Below are 23,946 nucleotides of genomic sequence, written 5' to 3'. Positions count from 1 at the left end.
GGCCGCCGTCGCCGGCAAGCAGGTGCGGCCACGCCGGGCCCTATCCCCGAGCCATCCCATGGACGACAGGAGATCCGTTCATCGTGCCCGATCCCGCCCCGGCACCGCTCATCAACGGCCCGGCCGCCCGCGACATGGCCAACCGATACAACCGAGCAGACTTCCGGGCCTGGGCGCGCCGCGCGCACTCCACCGGCGGCTGTGCCCAACCGATCCACCTGCGCGGCCGCGTCACCCACCTCGACCCGCAAACGGGCCAGATCCTGCACCACTACTCGACCGCCCGTGAGCCGGGCGGGGTGCTGCGAGTGGCATGCAAAACCCACCGCGCGTCCCGCTGCCCCGCGTGCGCGGAGACCTACCGCGCCGACACCTACCAACTCGTCCGCGCCGGACTGGTCGGCGGCAAAGGCGTCCCTTCGACGGTCAGCACGCATCCGGCGGCGTTCGTCACCCTCACTGCGCCCTCGTTCGGTCCGGTCCACACCCGCCGCACGGGCAAGAGCGGCGCCGTGGTCACCTGCCGTCCCCGGCGGGATGGCGGGACATGCCCGCACGGTCGGCCGGTGTCGTGCACCGTTCGGCACTCCGACGGGGACCCTCGGCTCGGGCACCCCATCTGCCCCGACTGCTTCGACTACTCCGGCGCGGTGCTGTGGAATGCGCACGCTCCCGAACTGTGGCGCCGGTTCACGATGGCGTTCCGGCGCTACGTCGCACGGTCGGCGGGGCTGCGGGTGGCCGACCTGCGGGACGTGCTCACGGTGTCATTCGCCAAAGTCGCCGAGTACCAGCGGCGCGGCCTGGTCCACTTCCACGCCGTCATCCGCCTCGACGGATCCGGCGGACCGGATGCCGAACCGCCCGGCTGGGCGTCCCTCGACCTCCTCAAGGCTGCCGTCGATCACGCGGCCGCCGCGGTGACGGTGTCGAGCCCGCGGCCGATGATGTCCCGGCCCGTGAGCATGTCTGGGGCTCACAAATCGACGTCCGACCCATCACCACGTCCGGGGAATTGACCGATACGGCGGTGGCTGGCTACATCGCCAAGTACGCAACCAAGGCCGCCGAATGCGTCGGCACCCTCGACCGGCGCATACGCCCCACCGACGACCCGGCCGACCTGCACGTATCCGGGCACGCGCGGCGACTCATCACTGAATGCCTCCGCTTGGGCGCGATCGAGGAGTTCGCGGGGCTGCGGCTGGCCGAGTGGGCTCACATGCTCGGCTTTCGCGGCCACTTCTCCACCAAGTCACGGCGCTACTCGGTCACCCTCGGCCGCCTGCGCGCCGACCGCATCGAGCACAACCGCCGCGAACACGACGAGATCACCACTGGCCGTCTGCCTTTCGAGGACGACCAGGTCATCGTCATCGCCCACTGGCGCTACCTCGGCCAAGGCATGACCCCCGGTGAGGCGCTCTTGACCGCTGCCCTCACTGGCAAGCCCCTGCCCACCCTCGACCCGTCCAGCAGCGCTCTAGGGAGCACAACCGTCGACGAAGCGGCCGAACGGCTCCGCGTGAGCCGCTGGACGCTCTACAACCTCATCCGCTCCAACCAGCTCCGCACGGTCAAGATCGGCCGTCGCCGACTCGTCCCCGTCAACGCCCTCATCGAGTACATCGACCAGCTCATGGAAGAGGTCGCGTAATGGCCAAGGAGTCAGCCGGCACGCCTGAGGAGCCTGCGGGCGGAAAGCGAAAGAGCGGGCGTGCCCGAGCAAATGGGGAAGGCTCGATTTACCCCTACCGGAACGGCTACGCGGCGTACGCCTGGGTGACCACTCCCGCCGGGGAGCGCAAGCGGAAGTACGTCTACGGCAAGACGCGCGACATCGTCCACGACAAGTACGTCAAGCTCCTTAACGCGGCAGCTCAGCGTCCGATCGCCACAACGGTGCCGACCGTTGAGAAGTACCTGGCGTACTGGCTCCGGGACGTGGTCGAGCCCAACCGGGAGCCCAACACCTATTCGAACTATGAGCTGATGAGCCGTCTCCACATCGTTCCGGGCCTCGGTAAGAAGCGGCTGGACCGGCTCACCGTCCGGGATGTCCAGACCTGGCTGAACAAGCTTCCGGGCGCCTGCCAGTGCTGCGCGCAGGGCAAGGACGCCAGCCGGTTCGCTGAGCACGCTGACCCGCGTAAGCGGCGGCGGTGCTGCGCGGTCGGGAAGTGCTGCCAGAGTTTCCCGAGTCGCCGGACCATTACCTCGGCCCGCAACACCCTGCGCAACGCGCTCAATCACGCCATGACGGAAGAGATCATCGCCCGAAACGTCGCGAGTCTGGCCAAGGTGCCGGCGGCTCGGAAGCGGGCCCGCAAGTCGTCAACCTGGACGGTAGAGGAGGCGCGCCGATTCCTGGAGTACACGCGCGAGAGCAACGACCCGCTGTATGCCGCCTGGGTGCTGATCCTGCTGATGGGGATGCGCAAGGGTGAGGTGTTCGGCCTACGCTGGGCTGATGTCGACTTCACGGCGGAGGAACTCAGCATCGGGTGGCAGCTACAGCGCGTCGGCTCCCGTCTGATCCACAAGGAGCGGACCAAGACGGACGGCTCTACCGACGTCCTACCGCTCCCGGCACTGTGCACGACTGCGCTGCGGCTTCGTGAGGAACAACAGACGGCTGAGTGCGAGGCTGCCGGGGAGGACTGGCACAAGAGCGGTCTCGTGTTCACGACCAGGACGGGCCGTCCGGTCGAGCCTCGGAACGTCAACCGGGCCTTCGAGTCGCGGTGCGCCGCTGCCGGGGTCAAGGTCATCCGGGTGCATGACACCCGGCACACGTGCGGCAAGCTCCTGGCGGCGCTGGACGTCCATCCTCGGGTCGCGATGCAGATCCTTCGGCATAGCAAGATCAGCCTCACCATGGAGATCTACACCGAGGTTCCGACCGAGCAGACAAGGGCGGCTCTCAAGCGGCTCGGGGATCATCTGCGGCAGGTCGGCGATGACAGCAGTGGGGCGTCTGTGTAGCTGTACTTCGCTGCTGTACTTGTTAGCAAAAGGGCCCTCTCCGGCGGCGGAGGGGGCCTTTGACGTGGGAGCCGGCGAGGGGACTTGAACCCCTAACCTTCTGTTTACAAGACAGATGCTCTGCCAATTGAGCTACGCCGGCGGGCTCGTCCCGCATCGTAGTCGACGTGGGGTGGGGGGTGCGAGGAGGTTTCTTCGGGGGCTGTGTCGATCTGGTGGGGGGCTCGTTCGTGTAGGGGGTGAGACGAACGAGGAGGGGATCGGCGTGGGGACGTTGGTTCTGGTTGAGCATGTGTCGCTGGACGGGGTCATGCAGGCGCCGGCGGCGGCCGATGAGGACGTGCGGGGCGGGTTCGCACGCGGTGGGTGGGCGCTCGCGGGGAATGACGAGGTCATGGGCGCCGAGTTGGGGAAGCGCATGGGCGGGGACGGGGCGCTGCTGCTCGGGCGGCGGACGTACGAGCAGTTCTACGGGTACTGGCCCAAGCAGACGGACGGGAATCCGTACACCGAGGCGCTGAACCGGGTCACGAAGTATGTGGTGTCCAGGACGTTGCGGGAGTTGCCCTGGGAGAACTCCGTGCTGGTGGGGGACGTGGCCGAGGTGGCAGGGATCAAGCGGCGTCAGGGGCTCACCGTGTTGGGGAGTGGGGAGCTTTCCGGGGAACTCATGCGGCGGGGGCTCGTGGACGGGCTGATGCTGATGATCCATCCGGTGGTGCTGGGGTCGGGGCGGCGGCTCTTCGGGGGTGTCGAGGTGCCCCTGCGGCTTGTCAGCGAGGTGACCTCGACGACCGGGGTCCTGATCGCCACGTACGAGAAGGAGGAGGCATGAAGCTGTACGCGCTCAACATGATCCAGCCGGTGGGCGAGGTGCCGCCGCCGGAGGTGCTGGAGCCGGTCATGGCGGAGATCGCGCAGATCCGGCGGGATCTGGAGCTGCAGGAGTCGTGGGTGTTCGGGCGGGGGCTGCACGGGCCCGAGGCGTCCACGGTGGTGCGGCGGCGGGGGGACGAGGTGATCGCGACGGACGGGCCGTGGACGGAGGGCAAGGAGCACATCGGCGGGATCACGATCATCCAGGTGGAGGATCTGGACGCGGCGCTGAAGGTGGCGGCGCGGTTCGCGTCGGTGACGGGGCTGCCGATCGAGGTGCGGCCGTTCCAGGGAGAGGTGTGATCGAGGAGGTCTACCGGGAGGAGCACGGGCGGGCGGTGGCCGTGCTGGTGCGGGTCTTCGGCGACGTGGACGTCGCCGAGGACGCGGTGCAGGACGCGTTCGCGGAGGCGGTGCGGAGGTGGCCGGACGACGGGATGCCGCCCAGCCCGGCCGGGTGGATCATCACGACGGCGCGGAACAAGGCGGTCGACCGGCTGCGGCGGGAGGCGGCGCGGGCGGGGAAGCAGGCGCAGGCCGTGATGGCGAATGTGGGTGCCGAGCCGGAGGTCATGGACGAGCGGTTGCGGCTTGTTTTCACGTGCTGTCATCCGGCGCTCGGGATGCAGGCGCGGGTGGCGTTGACGTTGCGGCTGCTGGGCGGGCTGTCGACGGCGGAGATCGCTCGGGCGTTCCTGGTGCCGGAGGCGACGATGGCGCAGCGGCTCGTCAGGGCGAAGGCGAAGATCCGGGACGCGGGGATTCCGTACCGGGTTCCGGATGAGGAGGAGCTGCCGGGGCGGCTGTCGGGGGTGCTCGCGGTGATCTATCTGGTCTTCAACCAGGGGTATGGCGGGCGCGAGGAGCTGGGGGCCGAGGCGATCAGGCTGGGGCGGGTTCTCCGGGAGCTGATGCCGGACGAGCCGGAGGTGCTGGGGCTGCTAGCGCTGATGCTGCTCGTGGAGTCGCGCAAGGCCGCTCGGCTCCACGGGGGTGAGCTGGTGCTGCTCGGCGAGCAGGATCGGGGGTTGTGGGATCGCGATCTTGTGGTGGAGGGGCAGGCGCTCGTCAGGCGGTGCCTGGAGATCGACCGGCCTGGGCCGTACCAGATCCAGGCGGCGATCAACGCGGTGCACAGTGATGCGGCGACGGTCGAGGACACGCGGTGGGACCAGATACTTGAGTTGTACGACCAGTTGATGGCGGTGGCGCCGACTCCGGTGGCGGCGCTGAACCGGGCCGTGGCGGTGGCCGAGGTCCAAGGGCCGGAGGCAGCGCTGGAACTGGTGGATCGGCTCGACCTCGGCCGGTACTACCTGTTCCACGCGATCCGGGCGGATCTGCTCCGGCGGCTGGGGCGAGTCGCGGAGGCCGCCGAGGCGTACGAGGAGGCCGCCGGACGGACGGAGAACGAGGCCGAGAAGGCCTTTCTGTCTCAGGCGCGCAGGCGGCTGACCTCGTAGAGGGCGATGCCCGCGGCGACGCCGGCGTTGAGGGACTCGGCGCGGCCCGGCATCGGGATGGTGACGAGCAGGTCGCAGGTGTCGGCGACCAGGCGTCCGAGGCCCTTGCCCTCCGAGCCGACGACCAGCACGAACGGGCCCGACGCGACCTCCAGGTCGGCGACGGTGACGCCGCCGGCCGCGTCCAGGCCGGCGACGAAGCAGCCCGCCTTCTGGTACGCCTTGAGCTGCCGGGTGAGGTTGGTCGCCTGGGCGACGGGGACGTTCGCCAGGGTTCCGGCGGACGACTTCCACGCGCCCGCGGTGATCCCGGCCGCGCGGCGTTCCGGGACGACGACGCCGGTCGCGCCGAACGCGGCCGCCGACCGGACGATCGCGCCGAGGTTGCGGGGGTCGGTGATGCCGTCCACCGCGACGATCAGCGGGGCGGTGCCCTGGAGCAGGTCGTCGGGGTGGGCGTACCGGTACGGCTTGACCTGGAGCGCGATGCCCTGGTGAACGGCGCCGTCGGTGAGCCGGTCGAGCTCGTTCTTGCCGGTCTCCAGCAGCGGGATGCGGCGGTCGGCCGCGAGCTGGATCGACTCGCGCACCCGCTCGTCCGTGCCGGACGTGACGTAGAGGGCGGTGCCCGGGACGCCGGCGCGCAGCGCCTCGACGACCGGGTTGCGGCCGGTGACCAGCTCGGGGACCTCACCGGTGGCGCGCCGCGCGCCGGCGGGGCGGCCGGTGGCGCGCGGCTCGGCGGACTTGGCGCGCGCGCCCTGCCCGAGCGTCGGGGTGCCGGTGCGCCTGGCGTTCTTGACGGCGCGGGCCTTCTGGCGCTTGCCGTGCCAGTGCCGGTCCTCGGCCTTGGGGGTGGGTCCCTTGCTCTTGCGCTTGGCCATTGTCGATGACGCCCCTCGCGACGATTGCGTGCTCGCCCTCGCGGCTGCCGGGCGGCTCAAGATCTCAGCGGACGGCGAACCCCCGCGAAGGTCCGATTTTATCCGCCCCGCGGGGCTGAGCGGTCAGCTGCGCTTCAGTTCCCAGCGGGGGCCCTGCGGGGTGTCCTCGACGACGATGCCGGCCTCCGACAGGCTGTCGCGGATGGCGTCGGCCGCCGCGTAGTCCTTGCGGGCGCGGGCCGCCTGCCGCTGCTCCAGCGCGACGGCGACCAGGGCGTCGACGACGGGACGCAGGTCCTCGTCGCCCGCCGAGCGCCACTGCGGCGACAGCGGGTCGATGCCGAGGACGTCCGCCATCGCCCGGACGGCCGCCAGGTGCTCGCGCACGGCGTCCCGGTCACCGGACGCGAGGGCGCTGTTGCCCTCCCGGACGGTCTCGTGCAGCACCGCCAGCGCCTGCGGGACGCCCAGGTCGTCGTCCATCGCGGACGCGAACGCCGGTGGCACGGACGAGGGGGGCGCGGCCCCGACGACCTCGGACGCCCGCGTGACGAAGCCCTCGATGCGCTGGTAGGCGGAGACGGCCTCGGCCAGGGCGGCGTCGGTGTAGTCCATGAGCGACCGGTAGTGCGCCGAGGCGAGGTAGTAGCGCACCTCGACGGGGCGGGCCTTGCCCAGCAGGTCGGGCAGCAGCACCACGTTGCCGACCGACTTGCTCATCTTCTCGCCGTCCACGGTGAGGAGCCCGTTGTGCAGCCAGTAGCGGGCGAAGCCGTCGCCGGCGGCGCGGGACTGGGCGATCTCGTTCTCGTGGTGCGGGAAGATCAGATCGACGCCGCCGCCGTGGATGTCGAAGGTCGGCCCGAGGTACTTGGTCGCCATCGCGGAGCATTCGAGGTGCCAGCCGGGACGCCCCTCGCCCCAGGGCGTCTCCCAGGACGGCTCGCCCGGTTTCGCGCCCTTCCAGAGCGCGAAGTCGCGCGGGTCGCGCTTGAGGTCCTCGTTGGGGGTGTCGCCGGTCGGCCGCATGTTCTCCAGCCGCTGGTTCGAGAGCGCGCCGTACTCGCCGGCCCAGGAGTCGACGTCGAAGTACACGTCGCCGCCCGCCGCGTAGGCGTGCCCCTTCTCGATGAGCCGCCGCATCAGCACGATCATCTCCGGGACGTGCCCGGTGGCGCGCGGCTCGATCGTCGGGGGCAGGCAGCCGAGCAGGTCGTAGCCCTGGCCGAACACGCGCTGGTTGCCCTCGGCGACCGCGAACCACGGCACGCCCGTCTCGGCCGCCACCGCGATGATCTTGTCGTCGACGTCGGTGACGTTGCGCGCGAACGTCACCTCGTAGCCGGACGCGCGCAGCCAGCGCAGCAGGACGTCGTAGATGACGCCCGAGCGGAGGTGCCCGATGTGCGGGGCCGCCTGCGGGGTCGCACCGCACACGTACATCCCCACGTGGCCCTCTTCCAGGGGCTCGAACGCGCGGACGCTACGGGTACCGGTGTCGTAAAGGCGCAGGCTCACACGTTCAGGTTATTGGATCGGGGTCCAGTGCGTGGCCTCATCGCGGTGGCGTCGCTCGTCCCGTCGCGTCCCGGACCGCCCCGTCCGGTCGGGACGCCGGGTGCGTCAGGCGCCGCCATCGTCGTCCCGGTCGAGTCGTGCGGCGCGCGAGTCGAGGTAGCGGCGTTCGGGCAGGCTGGTGGTGGTGCGCGCGGCGTCCCGGTACGCGGCCCGCGCGGCGCGCGGGTCGCCGGCCGTCTCCAGCAGGTGGGCGCGGACGGCCGCGAGCCGGTGGTGGCCGGACATCCGGGCGTCGCCGTCCAGGGTCCGGAGCAGGCCGAGCCCGGCGGACGGGCCGTCGACCATCGCGAGCGCGACGGCCTCGTTCAGCGTGACCATCGGGTTCGGGGCGAGGTGCGTCAGCAGCCGGTAGAGCGCGAGGATCTGCGGCCAGTCGGTGTCCTCGGGCCGCGCCGCCTCGGCGTGGACGGCGGCGATCGCGGCCTGGACCTGGTAGGGGCCCGGCGGCGACCAGGTGAGCGCGGCGGTGATCAGCGCGGTGCCCTCGTCGATCGCGTCCCGGCGCCAGAGCGTCCGGTCCTGTTCGGTGAGGGGGATCAGCATGCCGTCGCGGCCGGTCCGGGCGGCCCGCCGGGCGTCGGTGAGCAGCATCAGCGCGAGCAGCCCGGCGGTCTCGCCGTCGCCGGGCAGCAGCCCGTGCAGGGCCCGCGCGAGCCTGATCGCCTCGGCCGTGAGGCCGGTCCGCTGCAGGTCGGGGCCGCTGGACGCGGTGTACCCCTCGTTGAAGATCAGGTACAGGACGTGCAGGACGGCGCGCAGCCGCTCGTCCCGCTCCGCCGGGGGCGGCATCGCGAACCGCGCCCCCGCCGCCTTGATCTTCTGCTTGGCGCGGCTGACCCGCTGCGCCATCGTCGCCTCCGGGACGAGGAACGCGCGGGCGATCTGCGCCGTCGTCAGGCCGCCGACCGCGCGCAGCGTCAGCGCGACCTGCGAGGACGGCGACAGCGACGGGTGGCAGCACAGGAACAGCAGGGTGAGCGTGTCGTCGCGGTCGCCGGGCCGCTCGGCGTCCGGTCCCGGCTCGTCCCGCCCGTCCGCGGACACGGCGGCCTCGCGGTCGCGGCGGGCCCGCTCGCTGCGCCACTGGTCGGTGAGCCGCCGGGTCGCGACGGTCAGCAGCCAGCCGCGCGGGTTCTCCGGGACGCCGTCCCCCGGCCACTGGACGGCGGCGGCGAGCAGCGCCTCCTGCACGGCGTCCTCGCAGGCGTCGAACGCGCCGTGGCGGCGCACGAGCGTGCCGAGGACCTGCGGCGCGAGCGTCCGCAGCAGCTCCTCGGCGACACCGCCGTCCATGGCCGGGGGCGTGCTCACATCTCCGTCCCGGACTGGTTCATGACCGCCCGGACCTCCATGTGCCCCCCGTACCGGACGTCCGGCCACCGCCTGGCGATCTCCACGGCCCGCTCCTCGGTCTCGCAGTCGACGGTGAGGTAGCCGGCGAAGTGCTCCTTGGCCTCCAGGAACGGCCCGTCCGTCACGGCCGGCTGCCCGCCCCGCTCCCGCACGGTCTTGGTCGTGGACGGGTCCGCGAGCGCCTCCCCGCCGACCCACTCGCCCGACTCCTCCAGCTCCTTCATGATCGCGCCGACGTCGGCGAACAGCGCGTCGCGCTCGGCCTCGCCCAGCTCCTCGACGAAGCCGGGACGGTTGTAGATCAGCAGCATGTACTTCACGGGTTCTCCTCGTCGTCGTGGCGGCCCCAGCGGGGCCGGTCACAGCAGGATCGGAGCGGGCGGCGCGTTCTCGACATCCCGGCCGGGACATTTTTCAGGAAGATTCGGCCATGTCCCTGACCTGGTGGCACAGGACGGTGAACGCGAGCGCGTCCGGCATCTGCGCGGCGACGGTCATCAGGTCCGCCCGGCCGGGACGCGCGTGCACGGTCACCAGGCCGTTCTCGATCACCACGTCGCGGACGGCGCTCCACGGCAGCCGCTCGCCGTCCTTCTCGACACCGTCCATGTCCACCGCGAACGGGCCGAACCAGACCTCCTCCCCCGCCTTCACCTCCGCGAGGCGGCGCGGGACGATCCGGGCCGTCACCTCCCGCGCGACGGCCACGCCGAGGGCCCGGACGTCGGGGATGTCGTCGCCGAGCCGCAGCACGCTCCCGTCGTCCGCGACGATCGTGAAGCGCCACCGGACGCGCCCGCCCGGCCCGCCGGGGACACCGGAGACCGTCACCGAGACCAGCTCGTCCCACGTGTGGCGGGTCTCGCCGCCCGGTCCGGCGACCGACAGGCCGCCGGTGTGCAGGCACGCGACCCTGTTGCGCAGGCGCGGGCGGTCGCGGCCGGCGATCCACCCGGCCGCCGCCGCGTACCCCATCGACAGGATGAGCGCCGGGACGCCCACCCACCACACGCGGTCGCGCAGGTAGACGATCGCCGCGGGGATCAGCGCCGCCGCGGCCAGGCTCAGCAGCGCCAGCCACCCCCACGTGCGGCGGCCGGCGGACCGCCCGTCGAAGACCCGGACCGGTTCGCCGAGCCGGCCCCGGGGAAGCGCCACCACCGCGCTACCCGGCCGAGCGGGTCCGCGTCACGCTCCCGAACCTGCCGTGCGGCATCCGCTGCCCTCCCGTTGGCGTGTCGACGCCCATACCGTACGTCTCCCCGCTTATCGTGCGCAGCGACAAGGTGATCACCAAGAAGTTGCGGTTCGGCTCCGTCCCCGCTGGTTAATCTCGGCGGAGGACCCCTCCCTTCCGGAACGAGAGACATGCCATCTGACTCCTCCCGGCCCTCCTACACGCCGGCGCAGCGGCGGCTGCTGACCGCCGCCGCCGGCCTCGTCGTCGCCGCGCTGGCGGGCGGCGCGTTCGCGCTGACCTACGACACGCTCCGCGAACTCGCCCTCGCGGGACGGGTGAGCCGCCGCTGGGCGCCGCTGTACCCGGCGATGGCGGACACGCTCACCGTGCTGACGATCCTGTCGCTCGTCGTCACCCGCAACGCCCGCTGGTGGACGCGGCTGCTCCGCTGGACGCTGCTGATCGTCCTCGTCGCGGGCGGCGCGGCGATCTCCGTCCAGCGCTCGGTCCGGGGCTTCGCGGAACTGCCGGACGACGCGCTGCGCGCGGGCGTGGCGGTGGCGCCGCACGTCATGCTGGTGATCGCGGTGTGGCTGTGGCTGACGATGTTCAAGCAGATCCGCGTGGCCCGTCCCCCGGCCGAGGAGGCCGCGCCCGCCGAGACGCAGCGCGGCCACGTCAAGGTCCTGGAGCCCGCGCCGCCACCGCTCGCGCTGGCGGCCCCCGCGGGCGAGGGGGCGGAGTCCGATCCCTCGCTGGTCTTCCTGGACGAGCCCGCGCCTGAACCCGGGCCCGAGCCCGAACACGAGCCGGAGCCGATCCTGCCGTTCCAGGCCGAGGAGCCCGCCCGGGAGACCGTCGACGACGGAACGCACCAGCCGGAGGAGGAGTTCGAACCGGTCGCGTACGAGGAGAGCCTGTCGTCCGAGCCGGCCCCGCCGCTCGACCCGCTGCCGGAGCCCCGCGCGCCGCTGGACCCGGCCCCGGCGTCGCTGCCCACCGACGTCGAGCTCGTGCGGAGCCGCGACCGCGCCGGCGAGGAGGAGGCCCCGGTCGCGTCGACGACCCGTCCCGACATCGTGATGCCCGCGCCCTACGGCCCCGGCGGCGACGAGGACGACCACGACGGTCCGCCCGCCGACCGCGCCGAGGACCCGGACGCCGACGACGCGAACCCGCCCCCGTCGAGCAACTTCCGCAGCGGCCCCACCCCGCCCGTCGACTAGCCCGCCCGTCGACTAGCCCGGCGGGTCGCGGGTAGTGAGGCGGCATGAGCGCCCTCCTCGCTCGGCTTCTCGACGACGCCGGGCTCTGCCCGCCGGGCCGCGCCCCGGCGGACGCGGCGCTGCCCGCCCACCGGGAGGCCGCCCGCGACCGGGTCGTCGGCCGGTTGCGGTGCCCCGCGTCCCGGTTCGCCGAATTGCGGACCCGTCTCGTCCCGGAGGACTTCCTGGATCTCGTCCTGGTCGCCGACACCGGGATCGAGGACCTGCCGGACGCGCTGGACGCCGCGTGCGCGGAGCCGCGCGTCCGGCCGTCGGCCGTGGAGATCGCCCTGCCCGGCGACGCGGACCAGGCGCGGGCCACCGCCGTCATGCTCGCCCGGCTCCCGGCCGGGCCGCGGGCGCACATCGGGGTGCGCCGCTCGCCCGGCCGGCGCGACGCCCTGGACCGCATCGCCGCCGCCCGCGCCCGCGGCGCCGACCTCGGCGCCCACCACCGCCCGGACGGCCCGCCCGCCGACACGGCGGCCTTCATCCGGGCCTGCGCCGATCGCGATCTTCCCTTCACCATCGCGGCGCCCTCCGGCCACGACGTCCCGAACCTCCTCCTGGCCGCGGCGGCGGCCACGCGTCAGAGAGCCACCGGCGGTGTCCTGGAGGCGCTTGAGCGGAAGGATCCGGGCGGGGTCGCCAGGGAACTGGCCGGGCTGCCCGAGGAGACGGCGCGGGCGGTGCGGCGGTCGCTGGTGGCCGTGAGCGTGCCCGATCTCGGGGCCGCAATGGACGCCCTGGCCCTGATCAGGAAAGAGGCCTTTTCCCCGTCCGGTCGCTGACCATCGCGGGCCGCGGCACGGACCGGATGAAAGTGCATGACCGGGGAAGATAAGTGTCCATGACGACCGTTTCGTGGGTTGCGGGCAGTCAGGACGGCGGCTTCGGAGTCGAGAACCTGCCGTACGGGGTGTTCGCCCGGCGGGGGGAGCTTCCCCGCGTCGGCGTGGCGATCGGGGAGCACGTCCTCGATCTCGCCGCGCTGTCCGCCGCCGGGCTGGTGGAGGACCGCCGCTACTTCGCGTCCGGCTCGCTGAACGCCTTCATGGTCGCGGGACGGGCCGCCTGGCAGGCGAACCGGGAACGGCTGACGGAGCTGCTCACCGACGAGGCGTACCGCGACCGGGTGGAGCCGCACCTGATCGCCGTCGCGGACGTGGAGCTGCTGAAGCCGTTCGTGGTGGCGGACTACGTCGACTTCTTCTCCTCGGAGCATCACGCCGCCAACGCGGGCCGGATCTTCCGCCCGGACGGCGAGCCGCTGCCGCCGAACTGGAAGCGGCTGCCGGTCGGCTACCACGGCCGGTCCGGGACCGTGTACCCGTCCGGGACGCCGGTCATCCGGCCGTGCGGGCAGCGGCGGACGCCGGGCGACCTCGAACCGTCGTTCGGGCCGTCGCTGCAGCTCGACTTCGAGGTGGAGGTCGGGTTCGTGGCGGGCGTCCCTTCCGCGGCGGGGCGCGGCGTCCCGTCGGGCGCGTTCCGCGACCACGTGTTCGGGTTCGTCCTGGTGAACGACTGGAGCGCCCGCGACCTCCAGGCGTGGGAGTCGCGGCCGCTCGGCCCGTTCCTCGGCAAGTCGTTCGCGACGTCGATCTCGCCGTGGGTGGTGCCGGTCGCGGCGCTGGAGCCGGCGCGCGTCGACCCGCCCGTCCAGGACCCGGAGCCGCTGCCGTACCTGCGGTGCGACGAGCCGTGGGGGCTGGACGTGCACCTGGAGGTCATGATCAACGGGCAGGTGGCGGCGCGGCCCCGGTTCGCGTCGATGTACTGGACGTCACCGCAGCAGCTCGCGCACGCGACGGTCAACGGCGCGCCGCTGCGCACCGGCGACCTGTTCGCGTCCGGGACGGTGTCGGGCCCCGAACGCGATCAGCGCGGCTGCCTGCTGGAGCTCACCTGGAACGGCCAGGAGCCCCTGGAACTGGACGACGGCACGAAACGCACGTGGCTGGAGGACGGCGACACGGTGACGCTCCGCGCCCAGGCTCCGGGCGCGTCGGGCTCCCGCATCAGCCTGGGCGAGGTGACCGGCACCGTCCATCCGGCCCAGGGCTGACGCCGTCAGGCGGGCGGGAGGACCAGAGCGGTGGCGATCGCGGCCAGCCCTTCGCCGCGGCCCGTCAGGCCGAGGCCGTCGGTGGTGGTGGCGGAGATCGTGACGGGGGCGCCGCCCAGCGCCTCGGTCAGGGTCTTCTCGGCCTCCGCGCGGCGCTTGCCGATCTTCGGGCGGTTGCCGATGACCTGGATGGACACGTTGCCGATCGTGCAGCCCGCGGCGGCGACGCGGCGGGCGACCTCGCGCAGCAGGTCGACACCGGACGCGCCGGACCAGCGGGGATCGGACGTGCCGAAGACGGCGCCGAGATCACCCAGCCCGCATGCCGACAGGAGGGCGTCGCAGGCGGCGTGCGCGGCGACGTCGCCGTCGGAGTGGCCGGCGAGACCGTGGCCTTCGCCGGGCCAGTCGAGGCCCGCGACCCGGAGCGGGCGCGGGACGGACGAGAACGGGTGGACGTCGGTACCGACGCCCACCCGTGGAAGCCGCTCGGTCAACTCGGCCGGCCGGTCAGCTGGCCAGGACCTCGTCGAGCAGGGCCTCTGCCTTGTCCTCGTTGGTCTTCTCGGCGAGCGCGAGCTCGCTGACCAGGATCTGGCGCGCCTTGGCCAGCATGCGCTTCTCGCCGGCCGACAGGCCGCGCTCCTTGTCGCGCCGCCAGAGGTCGCGGACGACCTCGGCGACCTTGTTGACATCGCCGGAAGCGAGCTTCTCAAGGTTCGCCTTGTACCGGCGCGACCAGTTGGTGGGCTCTTCGGTGTAGGGTGCGCGGAGCACCTCGAACACCTTCTCAAGCCCGTCCTGGCCGACGACGTCCCGGACGCCCACGTCCTCGACATTCTCGACCGGGACCCGCACTGTCAGGTCGCCCTTGTCAACCTTCAGAACCAGATAGGTCCTGTCCTCACCCTTGATGGTGCGAGTCTCGATGGCCTCGATCCGAGCAGCCCCATGGTGGGGGTAGACGACGGTGTCGCCGACCTGGAAAGTCATGTGACAAGTACCCCTTCCGCTAGAACCAGGGTAGCACGGAAACGAGGGTGTCCGAACCGACGTTCCCGACAAATGCGCAGGTCAAACCGCATTCTGGGGTATTGACAAAGCCCTTTATCGGTGCATCGCCGTCCAGTTCCCCACACTCAGCGTAGCCGACAGGGCACTCTGCCTGCGCCGGAGCGCCATTACCGGTAAGCGGTCCCCGGTTACAAGCATCCTTCACCGGAACGCGCGGACGGGTTCCATACTGGGATGTGAACATGCCGGGTCGCGCGGGTACGAAGCGCCCGGAAGGGCCCGAACGGGACGGCGTCCCGTGGCACCCGGGTCCGCGAGGGAGGTGCTGCGTGAGGCCGGACGGCGGCGACCCGGAGCCCGACGACTACGGGCTTCCGCGCATTGACGTCGTCGTGCCCGACGACGCCCGCGAGCTGGAGCGGGACGTGGTCGCCTACCGCCGCGAGGAGCGCCGCCGCCGGCGCCGGGAGCGGACCCGCCGGCCTCACCCGCCCGTTCACCCGCTTCGGCGTCGCCATCCCGATCATCGCGGGCGCGCTGCTCGTCGCGCTGCTCAGCGGCGTGCTGATGACGGCGTTCGGGCCGCGTCCCGCGCCCCGCCCGACGGGCGCCCAGCTGGCGCCGCGCCCCTCCGCGAGCCCCGGCGAGGTCGGCGGGCTGCTGCCGGACCGGCAGGTCGACCTGGTGGCCGGCGACCACACGCCGAAGCGGCTGATCGACCTGCGGCCCGGAGTGATCGCGATCGCCCCGCCCGGGTACCGGTGCGAGAACCTCGTCGCGGAGCTGGCCGGCCGGACGCAGGCGTCCACGCTGAACTTCTACCTCGTCGCCGACCCGCGCCCCGCCGGCGACCGCGAGCCCATGTCGCTGAAGGAGCTCAGAGCGTGCGCGGGCACCGCCCACAACGGGACGCCGCAGATCCTCGAAGACCGCGACGGCGTCCTCGCCGGCTCCTACTCGCCCGCGCCCGGCACGCCCGGCCCGACGGGCTCCTCGCTCACCGCCGTGTTCGTCCAGCCGGACGGCGTCGTCACCGAGGTCGTCCACGCGCCGCGCCCCGGTCCCGAGCTGACCGGGAAGGTGGAGTCGCTGCGCTCCGGCTGACGCACGGCTCAGGCCGAGGCACGGCTCAGGCCGACGCGCAGGGCGTGTCGGCCACCCCGGGGAGGGGGTACCGGCATGACCTCGGTACGCTTCCCCTGGCGTGTCTCACGCCGTTTTCACAACCTTCCGTGCCAAGTTCTGGAACCGATATCTCGCGAGGAGACCGACGCCGTGATCCGTAACAGCCGCCGAGTGGTCGTGCTCGCCATCGCGGGGCGCCGTCGCCATCGCACCGGTGGTCTCCGGCTGCGGCGCCGGCGAGGAGCCACAGAGCGCCGCCCCGACGCAGCTCACCGAGGGCGTCAACGTGACGGTCCCGAAGAACAGGCCCGCGGGCGCCGCAGATCGACCTGCGCAACATGTTCCTGCTGGTGCCCGAGCCGGGCAAGGCCGTCGCGCCGGGCACGTCGCTGCCCCTCTACGGCGCGATCATCAACCAGGTGAAGGGACGGGCCGACCGGCTGGTCGCGGTCAGCTCGCCGGCCTTCGGCGGACCGGGCAAGATCGACGGCGGCGCCCTGGCGCTGCCGCCCGCCGCCCCGGACGGGACGGGCAGCTTCGTCAAGCTGCTCGGCACGCCGTCCCCGACGCCGACTCCGACGCGGCAGACGCGGCGGCCGGGCGGCACGCCGACCGCCGGGGCGACCCAGCAGCCGACGGGGCAGGGCGCGACGCCGGAGCCCACCGGCCAGGGCGCCACGCCGAACGTGTCCGAGACGCCGACGTCCGGCAACACCGCGAGCCCGCGGCAGACCGTCCCGGCGCCCCAGGGCGGCGAGCAGCCCCTGGTGGTGCTGCCGTCGCTGACCCAGGAACTGCATGCCGGCGCGTCGGTGCCGGTGACGATGCGGTTCGAGAAGGCCGGCTCCGTCGAGTTCCAGGTCCCCCTGGTGCCGCGGCAGGACGAGTACCTCTCCTACCCGCTGCCCAGCACCCCGGCGCCGTCCCCGACGCCACAGGCCTCCGGAACCCAGACCCCCGGCGGCGAGACGCCCGGCGGCCAGACGCCCGGCGGCCAGACGCCCGGCGGTGAGACGCCGGCCGGCCAGACCCCGGGCGGCGCCACGAGCCCCGCGCAGCCGGGCGGCACCGAGTCCCCCGCCGCCGGTCACTGACCTGGAAACGCGAACGGCCCGTCCCCCGAGGACGGGCCGTTCTCGCGTTCACATCACGGCTCGAACTTGTAGCCGAGCCCGCGGACGGTGACGATGTAGCGCGGCGTGGACGGCGCCTTCTCGATCTTGGCGCGGAGCCGCTTGATGTGGACGTCCAGCGTCTTGGTGTCCCCCACGTAGTCGGCGCCCCACACGCGGTCGATGAGCTGCATCCGGGTCAGGACGCGCCCGGCGTTGCGCAGCAGCACCTCCAGCAGCTCGAACTCCTTGAGCGGGAGCTGGACGGGGTCGCCGCCGACGCTGACGACGTGCCGTTCCACGTCCATCCGGACCGGGCCGGCCTCCAGCGCCGCCGGGGCGGGCTCCTCCACCTCGCCCTGGCGGCGCAGGACGGCGCGCATCCGCGCGATCAGCTCCCGGGTGGAGAACGGCTTGGTGACGTAGTCGTCGGCGCCGAGCTCCAGTCCGACGACCTTGTCGACCTCGCTGTCCTTGGCGGTCAGCATGATCACCGGCACGCTGGACTTGGCGCGCAGCTCCCGGCACACCTCGGTGCCGGGCAGGCCCGGCAACATCAGGTCGAGGAGCACGAGGTCGGCACCGTTGCGCTCGAAGATGTCCAGCGCGTCGGGTCCGGTGGCGGCGACGGCCACCTCGAAGCCCTCCTTGCGCAGGTTGTACGACAGTGCGTCGCTGAACGACTCCTCGTCTTCCACGACGAGCACGCGGGTCACGGTGTTGCCTCCCGGCGGGTGTTCTCTAGGGCTCTGGCGTTGGTCCCCGCGGCGGGACGGCGGGGGGTGTCGAGCAGCGGGAGCCGGATCGTGAACGTCGACCCGTGCCCCTCCTTGCTCCACACCGTCACGTCGCCGCCGTGCTTGCCGGCGACGTGCTTGACGATGGCGAGGCCGAGCCCGGTGCCGCCGGTCTGGCGGGAGCGGGCCGGGTCGACCCGGTAGAACCGCTCGAAGATCCGCTCGATCTCCGCGTCCGGGATGCCGATGCCCTGGTCGGTCACGTTCACCTCGACGTGCCAGTGGTCGCTCTTGCGGGTCGACACGACGACGCGGGTGTGCTCGGGGCTGTAGGCGACGGCGTTGTCGACGAGGTTGCGCAGCGCGGTGACCAGCAGCTCCTGGTCGGCGCGGACCCGCAGGCCGTCCTCGCCGCCTGACGCGAGCTCGATGTCCTTGGCGGAGGCCTTGATCTGGCAGCGGTCGAGCGCCTCGGCCATCACCTCGTCCATGTCGACCGGGGCCAGCTCGGGCAGCGGCTCGTCGCCCTGGACGCGCGACAGCGTCATCAGGTCCTGGACGAGGTTGGTGAGCCGCACCGACTCGTACTGCATCCGCCCGGCGAACCGGCGGACGGCCTCGGGGTCGTCGGCGGCGCCCTCGACGGTCTCGGCGAGCAGCGCCAGCGCCCCGACCGGGGTCTTCAGCTCGTGGCTGACGTTGGCGACGAAGTCGCGGCGGATGGCCTCGGTGCGGTGCATGTCGGTGAGGTCCTCGGCGAGCACCAGGACGAGCCCGTGCGACCCGAGCGGCGCGACCCGGACGGCGAACCAGCGGCCGTCCGCGCGGCTGCGCGGCCCGGTCGGCGCGACCTGGATCTCGGTCTCCCGGATCTCGCCGTCCCGGCGGACGAGCCGGGCCATCGCCAGCACCTCGTCCACGACCAGGCGGTCGCCGCTGACCAGCCCGTACGCCCGCGCGGCGGAGCTGGCCCGCAGCACCCTGTCCTCGCCGTCCACGACCACGGCCGAGGACCGCAGGACGCTGAGCACCGAGGCGACGCCGGGGGGCAGGCTGCCCACCGGTGCCGCCGGGACCGCCGTCCGCTGGGCCCGCTCGCTCACGCGCACCGCCAATCCAGTCGTTAGCCCGATCGCGAGCCCGGCGAGCCCGGCAAGGCTCGCGACAATCTCGACCTCCACACCTCGGATCGTAAGCGGCGTTCGGGCCGATCCTTTACCGCGGACCTGGTCGTCGCCCTCTCGTTCCTCCAAAGTTCACTTTGTTATCCGGGGGTGTTCACGGTCATGCGGCAGGCTGTGGCGTGGGCGAGTCCGCCCGGCCCCCGGCGGGTCCGGTACCACACCAAAGGATCTTCAATTGCGCGACGCCTACCACGAGGAACTCGACTCCCTCACCGACAGCCTGGTGGAGATGACCCGCCTCGTACGGTCCGCGATGGCCCGTGCGGTGACCGCGCTCCTGGACGCCGACCTGCGGCTGTCGGAGGAGGTCATCAGCGGGGACGAGAACGTCAACAAGATCGACGCCGCCATCGAGGCGACCGTGTTCGACCTGATGGCCCGCCAGCAGCCGGTCGCCGGCGACCTGCGCACGCTGATCACGGCGCTGCGGATGAGCGGGGACCTGGAGCGCATGGGCGACCTCGCCGTGCACATCGCCAAGACGGCCCGGCGCCGGCACCCCGAGTCGGCCGTCCCGCCGGAGCTGCAGGCGACCGTCCTGGAGATGGGGCAGATCGCCGAGCGCATGATCGCCAAGACGGGCAGCGTCATCGCGTCGCAGGACGTGGAGATGGGCCTGGAGCTGGACGCCGACGACGACCAGATGGACCGCCTCCACCGCCGCCTGTTCGACATCCTGCTGTCCCCGAAGTGGCGGCACGGCGTCGAGCCCGCCGTCGACATCACGCTGGCCGGCCGCTACTTCGAGCGCTTCGCCGACCACGCCGTGCACGTCGCCGAGAACGTCGTCTACCTGGTGACGGGCCAGCGGCCCGAGGAGATCACCGAGCTGCCCTGACCCGCCGGGCCTGGACGGCTTGATCATCACGCGTTAGCTTGCGCCCCATGAGACCGATGCGGGCGCTGGTCCGGACCCTGGCCGTGGCGGGAGCGTGCGGGGCGGTGATCGCGGCGTCGCTGGCGGTGCCGGGCACCGCGCGGGCGGCGGCCGGCGGGCCCGGCTGGCGGCTCACGCCGACGGGCGGCGACGCGCGTTTCCGCGGGCTGGCGGCGGTGAGCGGGAAGGTCGCCTGGCTGGCGGGCAGCGGCGGGGCGGTCCTGCGGACGACCGACGCCGGCCGCACGTGGCAGGACGTCGCCCCGCCTGACGCGGCCGGGCTGGAGTTCCGCGACATCGAGGCGTTCGACGCGCGGCGGGCCGTCGTCCTCGCCATCGGCGAAGGCGACGCGTCGCGCGTCTACGCGACCTCGGACGGCGGCCGGAGCTGGACGCTCGGTTTCCAGAACGACGATCCCAGGGCGTTCTACGACTGCGTCACGTTCTTCGACTCCCGGCATGGGCTGGCCATGAGCGACCCGGTCGACGGCCGGTTCCGGATCATCTCCACCAGCGACGCCGGGCGCACCTGGCGGGTGCTGCCGGACGAGGGGATGCCGCCGGCGCTGGAGGGCGAGGCCGGGTTCGCCGCCGGCGGGCAGTGCCTGGTGAGCCATGGGCCCCGGGACGTGTGGCTCGCGACGGGCGGCGGCTCCCGGTCGCGGGTGTTCCATTCCCGTGACCGCGGCCTCACCTGGACGGTCGCCGACACCCCGCTGCCGAGCAGCCCGTCCCAGGGGGTGTTCGCGGTGGCGTTCCGCGACGCCCGGCACGGCGTCGCGGTGGGCGGTGACTACCGGCCGGGCGAGCCGTCCCCGACGGCCGCGGCGACGACCTCCGACGGGGGCCGCACGTGGCGGGCGGCACGCCGTCCCCCGGCCGAGTACCGCTCGGGGCTCGCGTACTTCGGCCCGGCCGCGCTGGCCGTGGGCCCGACGGGCAGCGACGGTTCCCTGGACGGGGGCCGCACCTGGACCCGGTTCGACACCGGAAGCTTCGACACCGTCGACTGCGTGCCGGGCGGCGGCTGCTGGGCGTCCGGCGAGAAGGGCCGCGCGGCCCGCCTCACCTTCACCGGCTAGGGCGAGGATCCCGGCGGCGTGACTACGCGGGCTCCGCGAGCAGGGTCTGGAGGAGGTCGCGCAGGGAGTCCTGCTCGGCGGGGCTGAGCGGCGTGAGCGGCGAGTGGGCGCTCAGCCGTTCGACGACGCCGGCGCGGGCGCGCTCGCCCTCCGGGGTGAGGACGATCTGCTTGGCGCGCCGGTCCGTGGGATGCGGCCGGCGCTCGACGAGGCCCTGCCCTTCGAGCCGGTCGAGGACGAAGGTGGCGTTGGAGGCCTCGCAGGCCATGCGGTGGGCGAGCTCGCGCGCCGTGATCGGCTCGGACAGCTCCCGGAGCGCGACGACCTGGCTCGCGGTCATGCCCACCTCGTCGGCGATGCGGCGCACGTGGACGTCGAGCCGCTGCGCGAACTTGTGGACGAGCTTGCACACGTCCCGGTCCATCTGCTCGTCCATGCCCCGAGTGTAGCCCATGTGCTTCGAGTCATGATATTGCTAGTTCGAATCATACGAGTTCGAAGCATATGGAGCCCTCGCGTGCCCGTTCCCCTCCTGTCCCTGATGCTGGTCGTCTTCGGCCTGACCACCGGCGAGTTCGTGATCGCCGGGATCCTGCCCGACGTGGCCCGCGACCTGTCGGTGTCGGTTCCCGAGGCCGGGCGGCTGGTGAGCGCCTACGCGCTCGGCATGATCGTCGGCGGGCCGGTGGTCACCGCGCTGACCGCGCGGCTGCCGCGCAGGCCGCTGATCGGCGGGCTCGTCGCCGTGTCGGTCCTGGGCAACCTCGGCTCGGCGCTCGCGCCGAACTACCCCGTGCTGCTCGCGGCGCGGTTCGCCGCGGGCCTGGTCGTGGCCACGTTCTTCGCCGTCGCCATCTCCACCGCCGTCTCGATGGCGGCCCCGGGCCGGGAGGCGTCCACGATCGCGAAGGTCGCGCTCGGGATGAACCTCGGCATCGTCCTCGGGACCCCGCTCGGCACCCTGGTCGGCCAGGACCTCGGCTGGCGGGCCGCCTTCGCGGCGGTCGCCGCGATCGCCGCCGTCGCCCTGCCGATGGTGCTGGGCTCCGTCCCGGCCGCCCCCGGCGCCGCGCCCGGGTCGCTGCGCGGCGAGCTGCGCGTGTTCGCCGGACGGGACGTCCGCCTCGCCATCGCGCTCACCGCCCTCGGCAACGTGGGCGCCGTCACCGTCTTCACCTACATCGCGCCGCTGCTGACCGGGATCGGCGGCTTCGGCGAGGGCGCCGTCCCGGTGCTGCTGCTCGTGTACGGCGCGGGCGCGGTCATCGGGAACCTCCTCGGCGGCCGGCTGTCGGACCGGGCCCTGATGCCCTCGCTGATCCGGCTCCTCAGCGCGCTGGCGGCCGTCCTCGGGCTGTTCTGGGCCGTCGCCGGCGTCCGGCCGCTCGCGGCGGTGCTGACCTTCGTGCTCGGCGTGCTCGCCTTCGCGATCATCCCGGGCATGCAGGCCCGCGTACTGACCAGCGCGGGGGCGGCCCCGACCCTCGCCGTGGCCGTGAACGCGTCCGGCTTCCAGGTCGCCGCCGCGTTCGCCGGCTGGCTCGGCGGGACGCTGATCGGCGACGGGCCGGGCGTGCGCTCCCTCCTCCCCGCCGCGGCGCTGCTCACGCTCGCCGGGCTGGTGCTGGCCGTCCACATCCACCGCGGCGACGGGCGGGCGGTCACCGCCCTGCCGTCACGGGTGGCACAGGACACATGACCTTGGTGTCACATCGACCAGGTCGCCGGCATCTCCATGTTCGGAGGCCGCGGGAACGATCCGCGCGGCGCGCACCCCACTAGGGAGGACGAACTCATGGGACCCCGTATCGACCTGATGTCCACCGCCTTCGGCGGCAAGATGGCCAAGCGGTTCCACGGCGTCGGCATGATGATCAAGGAGTCGGCGGTGCCGAAGGCCACCATGGAGCTGATGGAGGTGCGCGCCAGCCAGATCAACGGCTGCGCCCTCTGCATCGACATCCACGCCACGGAGGCCGCGGCCGCCGGGGAGACCGCGGTCCGGCTGAACCTGGTCGCCGCCTGGCGCGAGGCCACCGTGTTCACGCCCGCCGAGCGGGCCGCGCTGGCGCTCACCGAGGAGGGCACCCGGATCGCCGACGCCCACCAGGGCGTGTCCGACGAGACCTGGGCGCAGGTGCGCGAGCACTACGACGACGAGCAGATCGCCGCGCTCGTCGCCGTGATCGCCATGATCAACGCGACCAACCGCTTCAACGTGATCGTGCGCAACCAGGGAGGGTTCTACAAGGCCGGGATGCTCGACGCCATGTCGGCCTGATCGGAAACCGCCGGGCAGGGGCCGCCGTCCGCGGACGGCGGCCCCTGCCGGGCTACTTCTTGCGGCCGCGCTTGGACTTGGGGGCGTCCTTGGGGGCCACGGGGGGCTTGCCGGCGCCCTGGTTCTTGACGGCCTCGATGGCGGCCTTGGCGGCGGCCGGGTCCAGGTACTCGCCGCCGCGCTTGAGGGGGGCGAAGTCGTCGTCCAACTCGTAGACGAGGGGGATGCCGGTCGGGATGTTGAGCCCGACGATCTGCTCGTCGGAGACGTCGTCCAGGTGCTTGACCAGGGCGCGCAGGGAGTTGCCGTGCGCGGCGACGAGGACGGTCTGCCCGGCGGCCAGGTCGGGGACGATCGAGTCGTACCAGTACGGCAGGAGCCGGTCGACGACGTCCGCCAGGCACTCCGTGCGGGGGATCAGCTCGGACGGCAACTCGGCGTAGCGGAGGTCGTTGACCTGCGAGAGCGGGTCGTCGTCCTTGATGGGCGGCGGCGGGGTGTCATAGGACCGGCGCCACGTCATGAACTGCTCTTCGCCGAACTCCTCGCGCGTCTGCGCCTTGTTCTTGCCCTGGAGGGCGCCGTAGTGGCGCTCGTTGAGGCGCCAGGAGCGCTTGACGGGGATCCAGAGCAGGTCGGCCACGTCCAGCGCGATGTTCGCGGTGCGGATGGCCCGCTTCAGCAGCGAGGTGTGCAGCACGTCGGGGGTGATGTCGGCGTCGAGCAGCAGGTCGCCGCCCTTGGTCGCCTCGCTCTCGCCCTTCGCGGACAGGTCGACGTCCACCCAGCCGGTGAACAGCCCTTCCGCGTTCCAGACGCTTTCGCCATGCCGGAGCAATACCAGGGTCGCCATGGGACCAGAGCCTATCGGCCCGGTGCGGG

Annotated in this window: 26 protein-coding genes and 1 tRNA gene; 15 read left to right on the top strand and 12 right to left on the bottom strand. The window is 72.6% G+C overall.

The annotated features are described in order from the left end of the window. Nucleotides 1-83 precede the first annotated feature (83 nt). From K8Z49_RS35540 to xerC, 3 genes are read left to right on the top strand one after another with little or no spacing between them, the layout of a single operon-like run. Nucleotides 84-1,019 carry a replication initiator gene (locus K8Z49_RS35540; protein WP_412516218.1) on the top strand — a complete coding sequence of 312 codons (936 nt, stop codon included), beginning with the start codon at nt 84-86 and terminating at the stop codon, nt 1,017-1,019. Continuing rightward, nucleotides 983-1,657 (top strand): replication initiator, encoded by a 675-nt coding sequence (locus K8Z49_RS35535; RefSeq protein WP_412521237.1) that lies wholly within the window; start codon nt 983-985, stop codon nt 1,655-1,657. Before K8Z49_RS35540 ends, K8Z49_RS35535 begins: the two co-directional genes overlap by 37 nt. After that, entirely contained in the window at nt 1,657-2,985 is a 1,329-nt protein-coding gene (gene xerC, locus K8Z49_RS35530) for a tyrosine recombinase XerC (RefSeq protein ID WP_412516217.1), read from the top strand. Before K8Z49_RS35535 ends, xerC begins: the two co-directional genes overlap by 1 nt. Nucleotides 2,986-3,054: 69 nt before the next feature. Here the strand turns inward: xerC and K8Z49_RS35525 are convergent. Further along, nucleotides 3,055-3,127 (bottom strand) — tRNA-Thr (locus tag K8Z49_RS35525). A 123-nt stretch (nt 3,128-3,250) separates the two neighbouring features. Here K8Z49_RS35525 and K8Z49_RS35520 point away from each other — a divergent pair. From K8Z49_RS35520 to K8Z49_RS35510, 3 genes are read left to right on the top strand one after another with little or no spacing between them, the layout of a single operon-like run. After that, nucleotides 3,251-3,820, top strand: coding sequence for a dihydrofolate reductase family protein (locus K8Z49_RS35520; protein ID WP_021599527.1), 570 nt, complete (start codon nt 3,251-3,253; stop codon nt 3,818-3,820). Next, nucleotides 3,817-4,164 (top strand): YciI family protein, encoded by a 348-nt coding sequence (locus K8Z49_RS35515; RefSeq protein ID WP_021599526.1) that lies wholly within the window; start codon nt 3,817-3,819, stop codon nt 4,162-4,164. The genes K8Z49_RS35520 and K8Z49_RS35515 overlap by 4 nt, the downstream gene beginning before the upstream one ends. Further along, nucleotides 4,161-5,324, top strand: a complete 1,164-nt coding sequence (locus tag K8Z49_RS35510) for an RNA polymerase sigma factor (protein WP_021599525.1) — start codon at nt 4,161-4,163, stop codon at nt 5,322-5,324. Before K8Z49_RS35515 ends, K8Z49_RS35510 begins: the two co-directional genes overlap by 4 nt. Here the strand turns inward: K8Z49_RS35510 and rlmB are convergent. The 5 genes from rlmB to K8Z49_RS35485 all read right to left on the bottom strand — a co-directional run bounded on the left by rlmB (nt 5,297) and on the right by K8Z49_RS35485 (nt 10,297). Then, on the bottom strand, nt 5,297-6,208 hold the full coding sequence (gene rlmB / locus K8Z49_RS35505) for a 23S rRNA (guanosine(2251)-2'-O)-methyltransferase RlmB (protein ID WP_024934139.1): 912 nt from the start codon (nt 6,206-6,208) through the stop codon (nt 5,297-5,299). The two genes, K8Z49_RS35510 and rlmB, sit on opposite strands and share 28 nt — an antisense overlap. A gap of 123 nt (nt 6,209-6,331) precedes the next feature. Next, on the bottom strand, nt 6,332-7,726 hold the full coding sequence (gene cysS, locus K8Z49_RS35500) for a cysteine--tRNA ligase (protein ID WP_412516216.1): 1,395 nt from the start codon (nt 7,724-7,726) through the stop codon (nt 6,332-6,334). Nucleotides 7,727-7,831: 105 nt separating this feature from the next. Beyond that, nucleotides 7,832-9,079: an RNA polymerase sigma factor gene (locus K8Z49_RS35495; protein WP_412521235.1), complete on the bottom strand. Its 1,248-nt coding sequence runs from the start codon at nt 9,077-9,079 to the stop codon at nt 7,832-7,834. A 14-nt stretch (nt 9,080-9,093) separates the two neighbouring features. Beyond that, nucleotides 9,094-9,450, bottom strand: a complete 357-nt coding sequence (locus tag K8Z49_RS35490) for a YciI family protein (protein ID WP_235206289.1) — start codon at nt 9,448-9,450, stop codon at nt 9,094-9,096. A gap of 103 nt (nt 9,451-9,553) precedes the next feature. Next, a complete protein-coding gene (locus K8Z49_RS35485) occupies nt 9,554-10,297 on the bottom strand; it encodes a DUF6585 family protein (protein WP_412516215.1) in 744 nt (247 codons plus the stop codon). Nucleotides 10,298-10,507: 210 nt separating this feature from the next. Here K8Z49_RS35485 and K8Z49_RS35480 point away from each other — a divergent pair, with 210 nt between their 5' ends. Genes K8Z49_RS35480 through fahA form a run of 3 tightly spaced genes read left to right on the top strand, consistent with a single transcriptional unit; the run spans nt 10,508 to nt 13,652 of the window. Beyond that, the gene (locus tag K8Z49_RS35480) at nt 10,508-11,545 is read left to right on the top strand and encodes a DUF2637 domain-containing protein (RefSeq protein ID WP_412516214.1); all 1,038 of its coding nucleotides are present in this window, start codon (nt 10,508-10,510) and stop codon (nt 11,543-11,545) included. Nucleotides 11,546-11,589: 44 nt separating this feature from the next. Continuing rightward, nucleotides 11,590-12,375: a hypothetical protein gene (locus K8Z49_RS35475; protein WP_412516213.1), complete on the top strand. Its 786-nt coding sequence runs from the start codon at nt 11,590-11,592 to the stop codon at nt 12,373-12,375. A 59-nt stretch (nt 12,376-12,434) separates the two neighbouring features. After that, nucleotides 12,435-13,652, top strand: a complete 1,218-nt coding sequence (gene fahA / locus K8Z49_RS35470) for a fumarylacetoacetase (protein ID WP_412516212.1) — start codon at nt 12,435-12,437, stop codon at nt 13,650-13,652. A 5-nt stretch (nt 13,653-13,657) separates the two neighbouring features. Here fahA and ispF read toward each other — a convergent pair whose 3' ends face one another. After that, on the bottom strand, nt 13,658-14,128 hold the full coding sequence (gene ispF, locus K8Z49_RS35465; protein ID WP_021599844.1) for a 2-C-methyl-D-erythritol 2,4-cyclodiphosphate synthase: 471 nt from the start codon (nt 14,126-14,128) through the stop codon (nt 13,658-13,660). Between the two features lie 34 nt (nt 14,129-14,162). Then, nucleotides 14,163-14,645: a CarD family transcriptional regulator gene (locus K8Z49_RS35460; RefSeq protein WP_021599843.1), complete on the bottom strand. Its 483-nt coding sequence runs from the start codon at nt 14,643-14,645 to the stop codon at nt 14,163-14,165. A gap of 402 nt (nt 14,646-15,047) precedes the next feature. On the opposite strand from K8Z49_RS35460, the gene K8Z49_RS35455 reads away from it, so the two are divergent. Both K8Z49_RS35455 and K8Z49_RS35450 read left to right on the top strand, forming a co-directional pair. Next, complete coding sequence (locus tag K8Z49_RS35455) at nt 15,048-15,770, top strand: hypothetical protein (protein ID WP_412516211.1); 723 nt, start codon at nt 15,048-15,050, stop codon at nt 15,768-15,770. A 359-nt stretch (nt 15,771-16,129) separates the two neighbouring features. After that, a complete protein-coding gene (locus tag K8Z49_RS35450; RefSeq protein ID WP_412516210.1) occupies nt 16,130-16,885 on the top strand; it encodes a hypothetical protein in 756 nt (251 codons plus the stop codon). Nucleotides 16,886-16,938: 53 nt separating this feature from the next. Here the strand turns inward: K8Z49_RS35450 and K8Z49_RS35445 are convergent, their stop codons facing one another. Both K8Z49_RS35445 and K8Z49_RS35440 read right to left on the bottom strand, forming a co-directional pair. Continuing rightward, a complete protein-coding gene (locus K8Z49_RS35445) occupies nt 16,939-17,619 on the bottom strand; it encodes a response regulator transcription factor (RefSeq protein ID WP_021600143.1) in 681 nt (226 codons plus the stop codon). Next, nucleotides 17,616-18,821, bottom strand: coding sequence for a sensor histidine kinase (locus tag K8Z49_RS35440; protein WP_075023831.1), 1,206 nt, complete (start codon nt 18,819-18,821; stop codon nt 17,616-17,618). The genes K8Z49_RS35445 and K8Z49_RS35440 overlap by 4 nt, the downstream gene beginning before the upstream one ends. 178 nt (nt 18,822-18,999) lie before the next feature. Between K8Z49_RS35440 and phoU the strand changes: the two genes are divergently transcribed. Both phoU and K8Z49_RS35430 read left to right on the top strand, forming a co-directional pair. Further along, a complete protein-coding gene (gene phoU / locus K8Z49_RS35435) occupies nt 19,000-19,662 on the top strand; it encodes a phosphate signaling complex protein PhoU (RefSeq protein ID WP_021600145.1) in 663 nt (220 codons plus the stop codon). A gap of 47 nt (nt 19,663-19,709) precedes the next feature. Then, nucleotides 19,710-20,783, top strand: a complete 1,074-nt coding sequence (locus tag K8Z49_RS35430; protein ID WP_412516209.1) for a WD40/YVTN/BNR-like repeat-containing protein — start codon at nt 19,710-19,712, stop codon at nt 20,781-20,783. A gap of 22 nt (nt 20,784-20,805) precedes the next feature. On the opposite strand, the gene K8Z49_RS35425 is transcribed toward K8Z49_RS35430, so the two are convergent. Further along, a complete protein-coding gene (locus K8Z49_RS35425; RefSeq protein WP_021596493.1) occupies nt 20,806-21,219 on the bottom strand; it encodes a MarR family winged helix-turn-helix transcriptional regulator in 414 nt (137 codons plus the stop codon). Between the two features lie 81 nt (nt 21,220-21,300). On the opposite strand from K8Z49_RS35425, the gene K8Z49_RS35420 reads away from it, so the two are divergent. Together K8Z49_RS35420 and K8Z49_RS35415 are read left to right on the top strand one after the other, a co-directional pair. Further along, nucleotides 21,301-22,482 (top strand): MFS transporter, encoded by a 1,182-nt coding sequence (locus K8Z49_RS35420; RefSeq protein WP_218163854.1) that lies wholly within the window; start codon nt 21,301-21,303, stop codon nt 22,480-22,482. A 96-nt stretch (nt 22,483-22,578) separates the two neighbouring features. Beyond that, nucleotides 22,579-23,064, top strand: a complete 486-nt coding sequence (locus K8Z49_RS35415) for a carboxymuconolactone decarboxylase family protein (RefSeq protein ID WP_021596491.1) — start codon at nt 22,579-22,581, stop codon at nt 23,062-23,064. A gap of 52 nt (nt 23,065-23,116) precedes the next feature. On the opposite strand, the gene K8Z49_RS35410 is transcribed toward K8Z49_RS35415, so the two are convergent. Continuing rightward, nucleotides 23,117-23,917 (bottom strand): phosphoglyceromutase, encoded by an 801-nt coding sequence (locus K8Z49_RS35410; protein ID WP_021596490.1) that lies wholly within the window; start codon nt 23,915-23,917, stop codon nt 23,117-23,119. Nucleotides 23,918-23,946: the final 29 nt, after the last annotated feature.

The organism is Actinomadura madurae (assembly GCF_047130825.1).
Lineage (GTDB): Bacteria > Actinomycetota > Actinomycetes > Streptosporangiales > Streptosporangiaceae > Spirillospora > Spirillospora madurae.
This window is presented reverse-complemented; position numbering and strand designations above follow the sequence as displayed.

Excerpts from the sequence above, each read along its gene's own strand:
- K8Z49_RS35430 (WP_412516209.1), top strand. The coding sequence starts at position 19,710 with ATGAGACCGATGCGGGCGCTGGTCCGGACCCTGGCCGTGGCGGGAGCG.
- xerC (WP_412516217.1), top strand. The coding sequence starts at position 1,657 with ATGGCCAAGGAGTCAGCCGGCACGCCTGAGGAGCCTGCGGGCGGAAAG.
- K8Z49_RS35475 (WP_412516213.1), top strand. The coding sequence starts at position 11,590 with ATGAGCGCCCTCCTCGCTCGGCTTCTCGACGACGCCGGGCTCTGCCCG.
- K8Z49_RS35450 (WP_412516210.1), top strand. The coding sequence starts at position 16,130 with ATGTTCCTGCTGGTGCCCGAGCCGGGCAAGGCCGTCGCGCCGGGCACG.
- K8Z49_RS35490 (WP_235206289.1), bottom strand. The coding sequence starts at position 9,450 with ATGCTGCTGATCTACAACCGTCCCGGCTTCGTCGAGGAGCTGGGCGAG.
- fahA (WP_412516212.1), top strand. The coding sequence starts at position 12,435 with ATGACGACCGTTTCGTGGGTTGCGGGCAGTCAGGACGGCGGCTTCGGA.
- K8Z49_RS35460 (WP_021599843.1), bottom strand. The coding sequence starts at position 14,645 with ATGACTTTCCAGGTCGGCGACACCGTCGTCTACCCCCACCATGGGGCT.
- K8Z49_RS35495 (WP_412521235.1), bottom strand. The coding sequence starts at position 9,079 with ATGGACGGCGGTGTCGCCGAGGAGCTGCTGCGGACGCTCGCGCCGCAG.
- rlmB (WP_024934139.1), bottom strand. The coding sequence starts at position 6,208 with ATGGCCAAGCGCAAGAGCAAGGGACCCACCCCCAAGGCCGAGGACCGG.
- K8Z49_RS35415 (WP_021596491.1), top strand. The coding sequence starts at position 22,579 with ATGGGACCCCGTATCGACCTGATGTCCACCGCCTTCGGCGGCAAGATG.
- K8Z49_RS35410 (WP_021596490.1), bottom strand. The coding sequence starts at position 23,917 with ATGGCGACCCTGGTATTGCTCCGGCATGGCGAAAGCGTCTGGAACGCG.
- K8Z49_RS35480 (WP_412516214.1), top strand. The coding sequence starts at position 10,508 with ATGCCATCTGACTCCTCCCGGCCCTCCTACACGCCGGCGCAGCGGCGG.
- K8Z49_RS35425 (WP_021596493.1), bottom strand. The coding sequence starts at position 21,219 with ATGGACGAGCAGATGGACCGGGACGTGTGCAAGCTCGTCCACAAGTTC.
- K8Z49_RS35515 (WP_021599526.1), top strand. The coding sequence starts at position 3,817 with ATGAAGCTGTACGCGCTCAACATGATCCAGCCGGTGGGCGAGGTGCCG.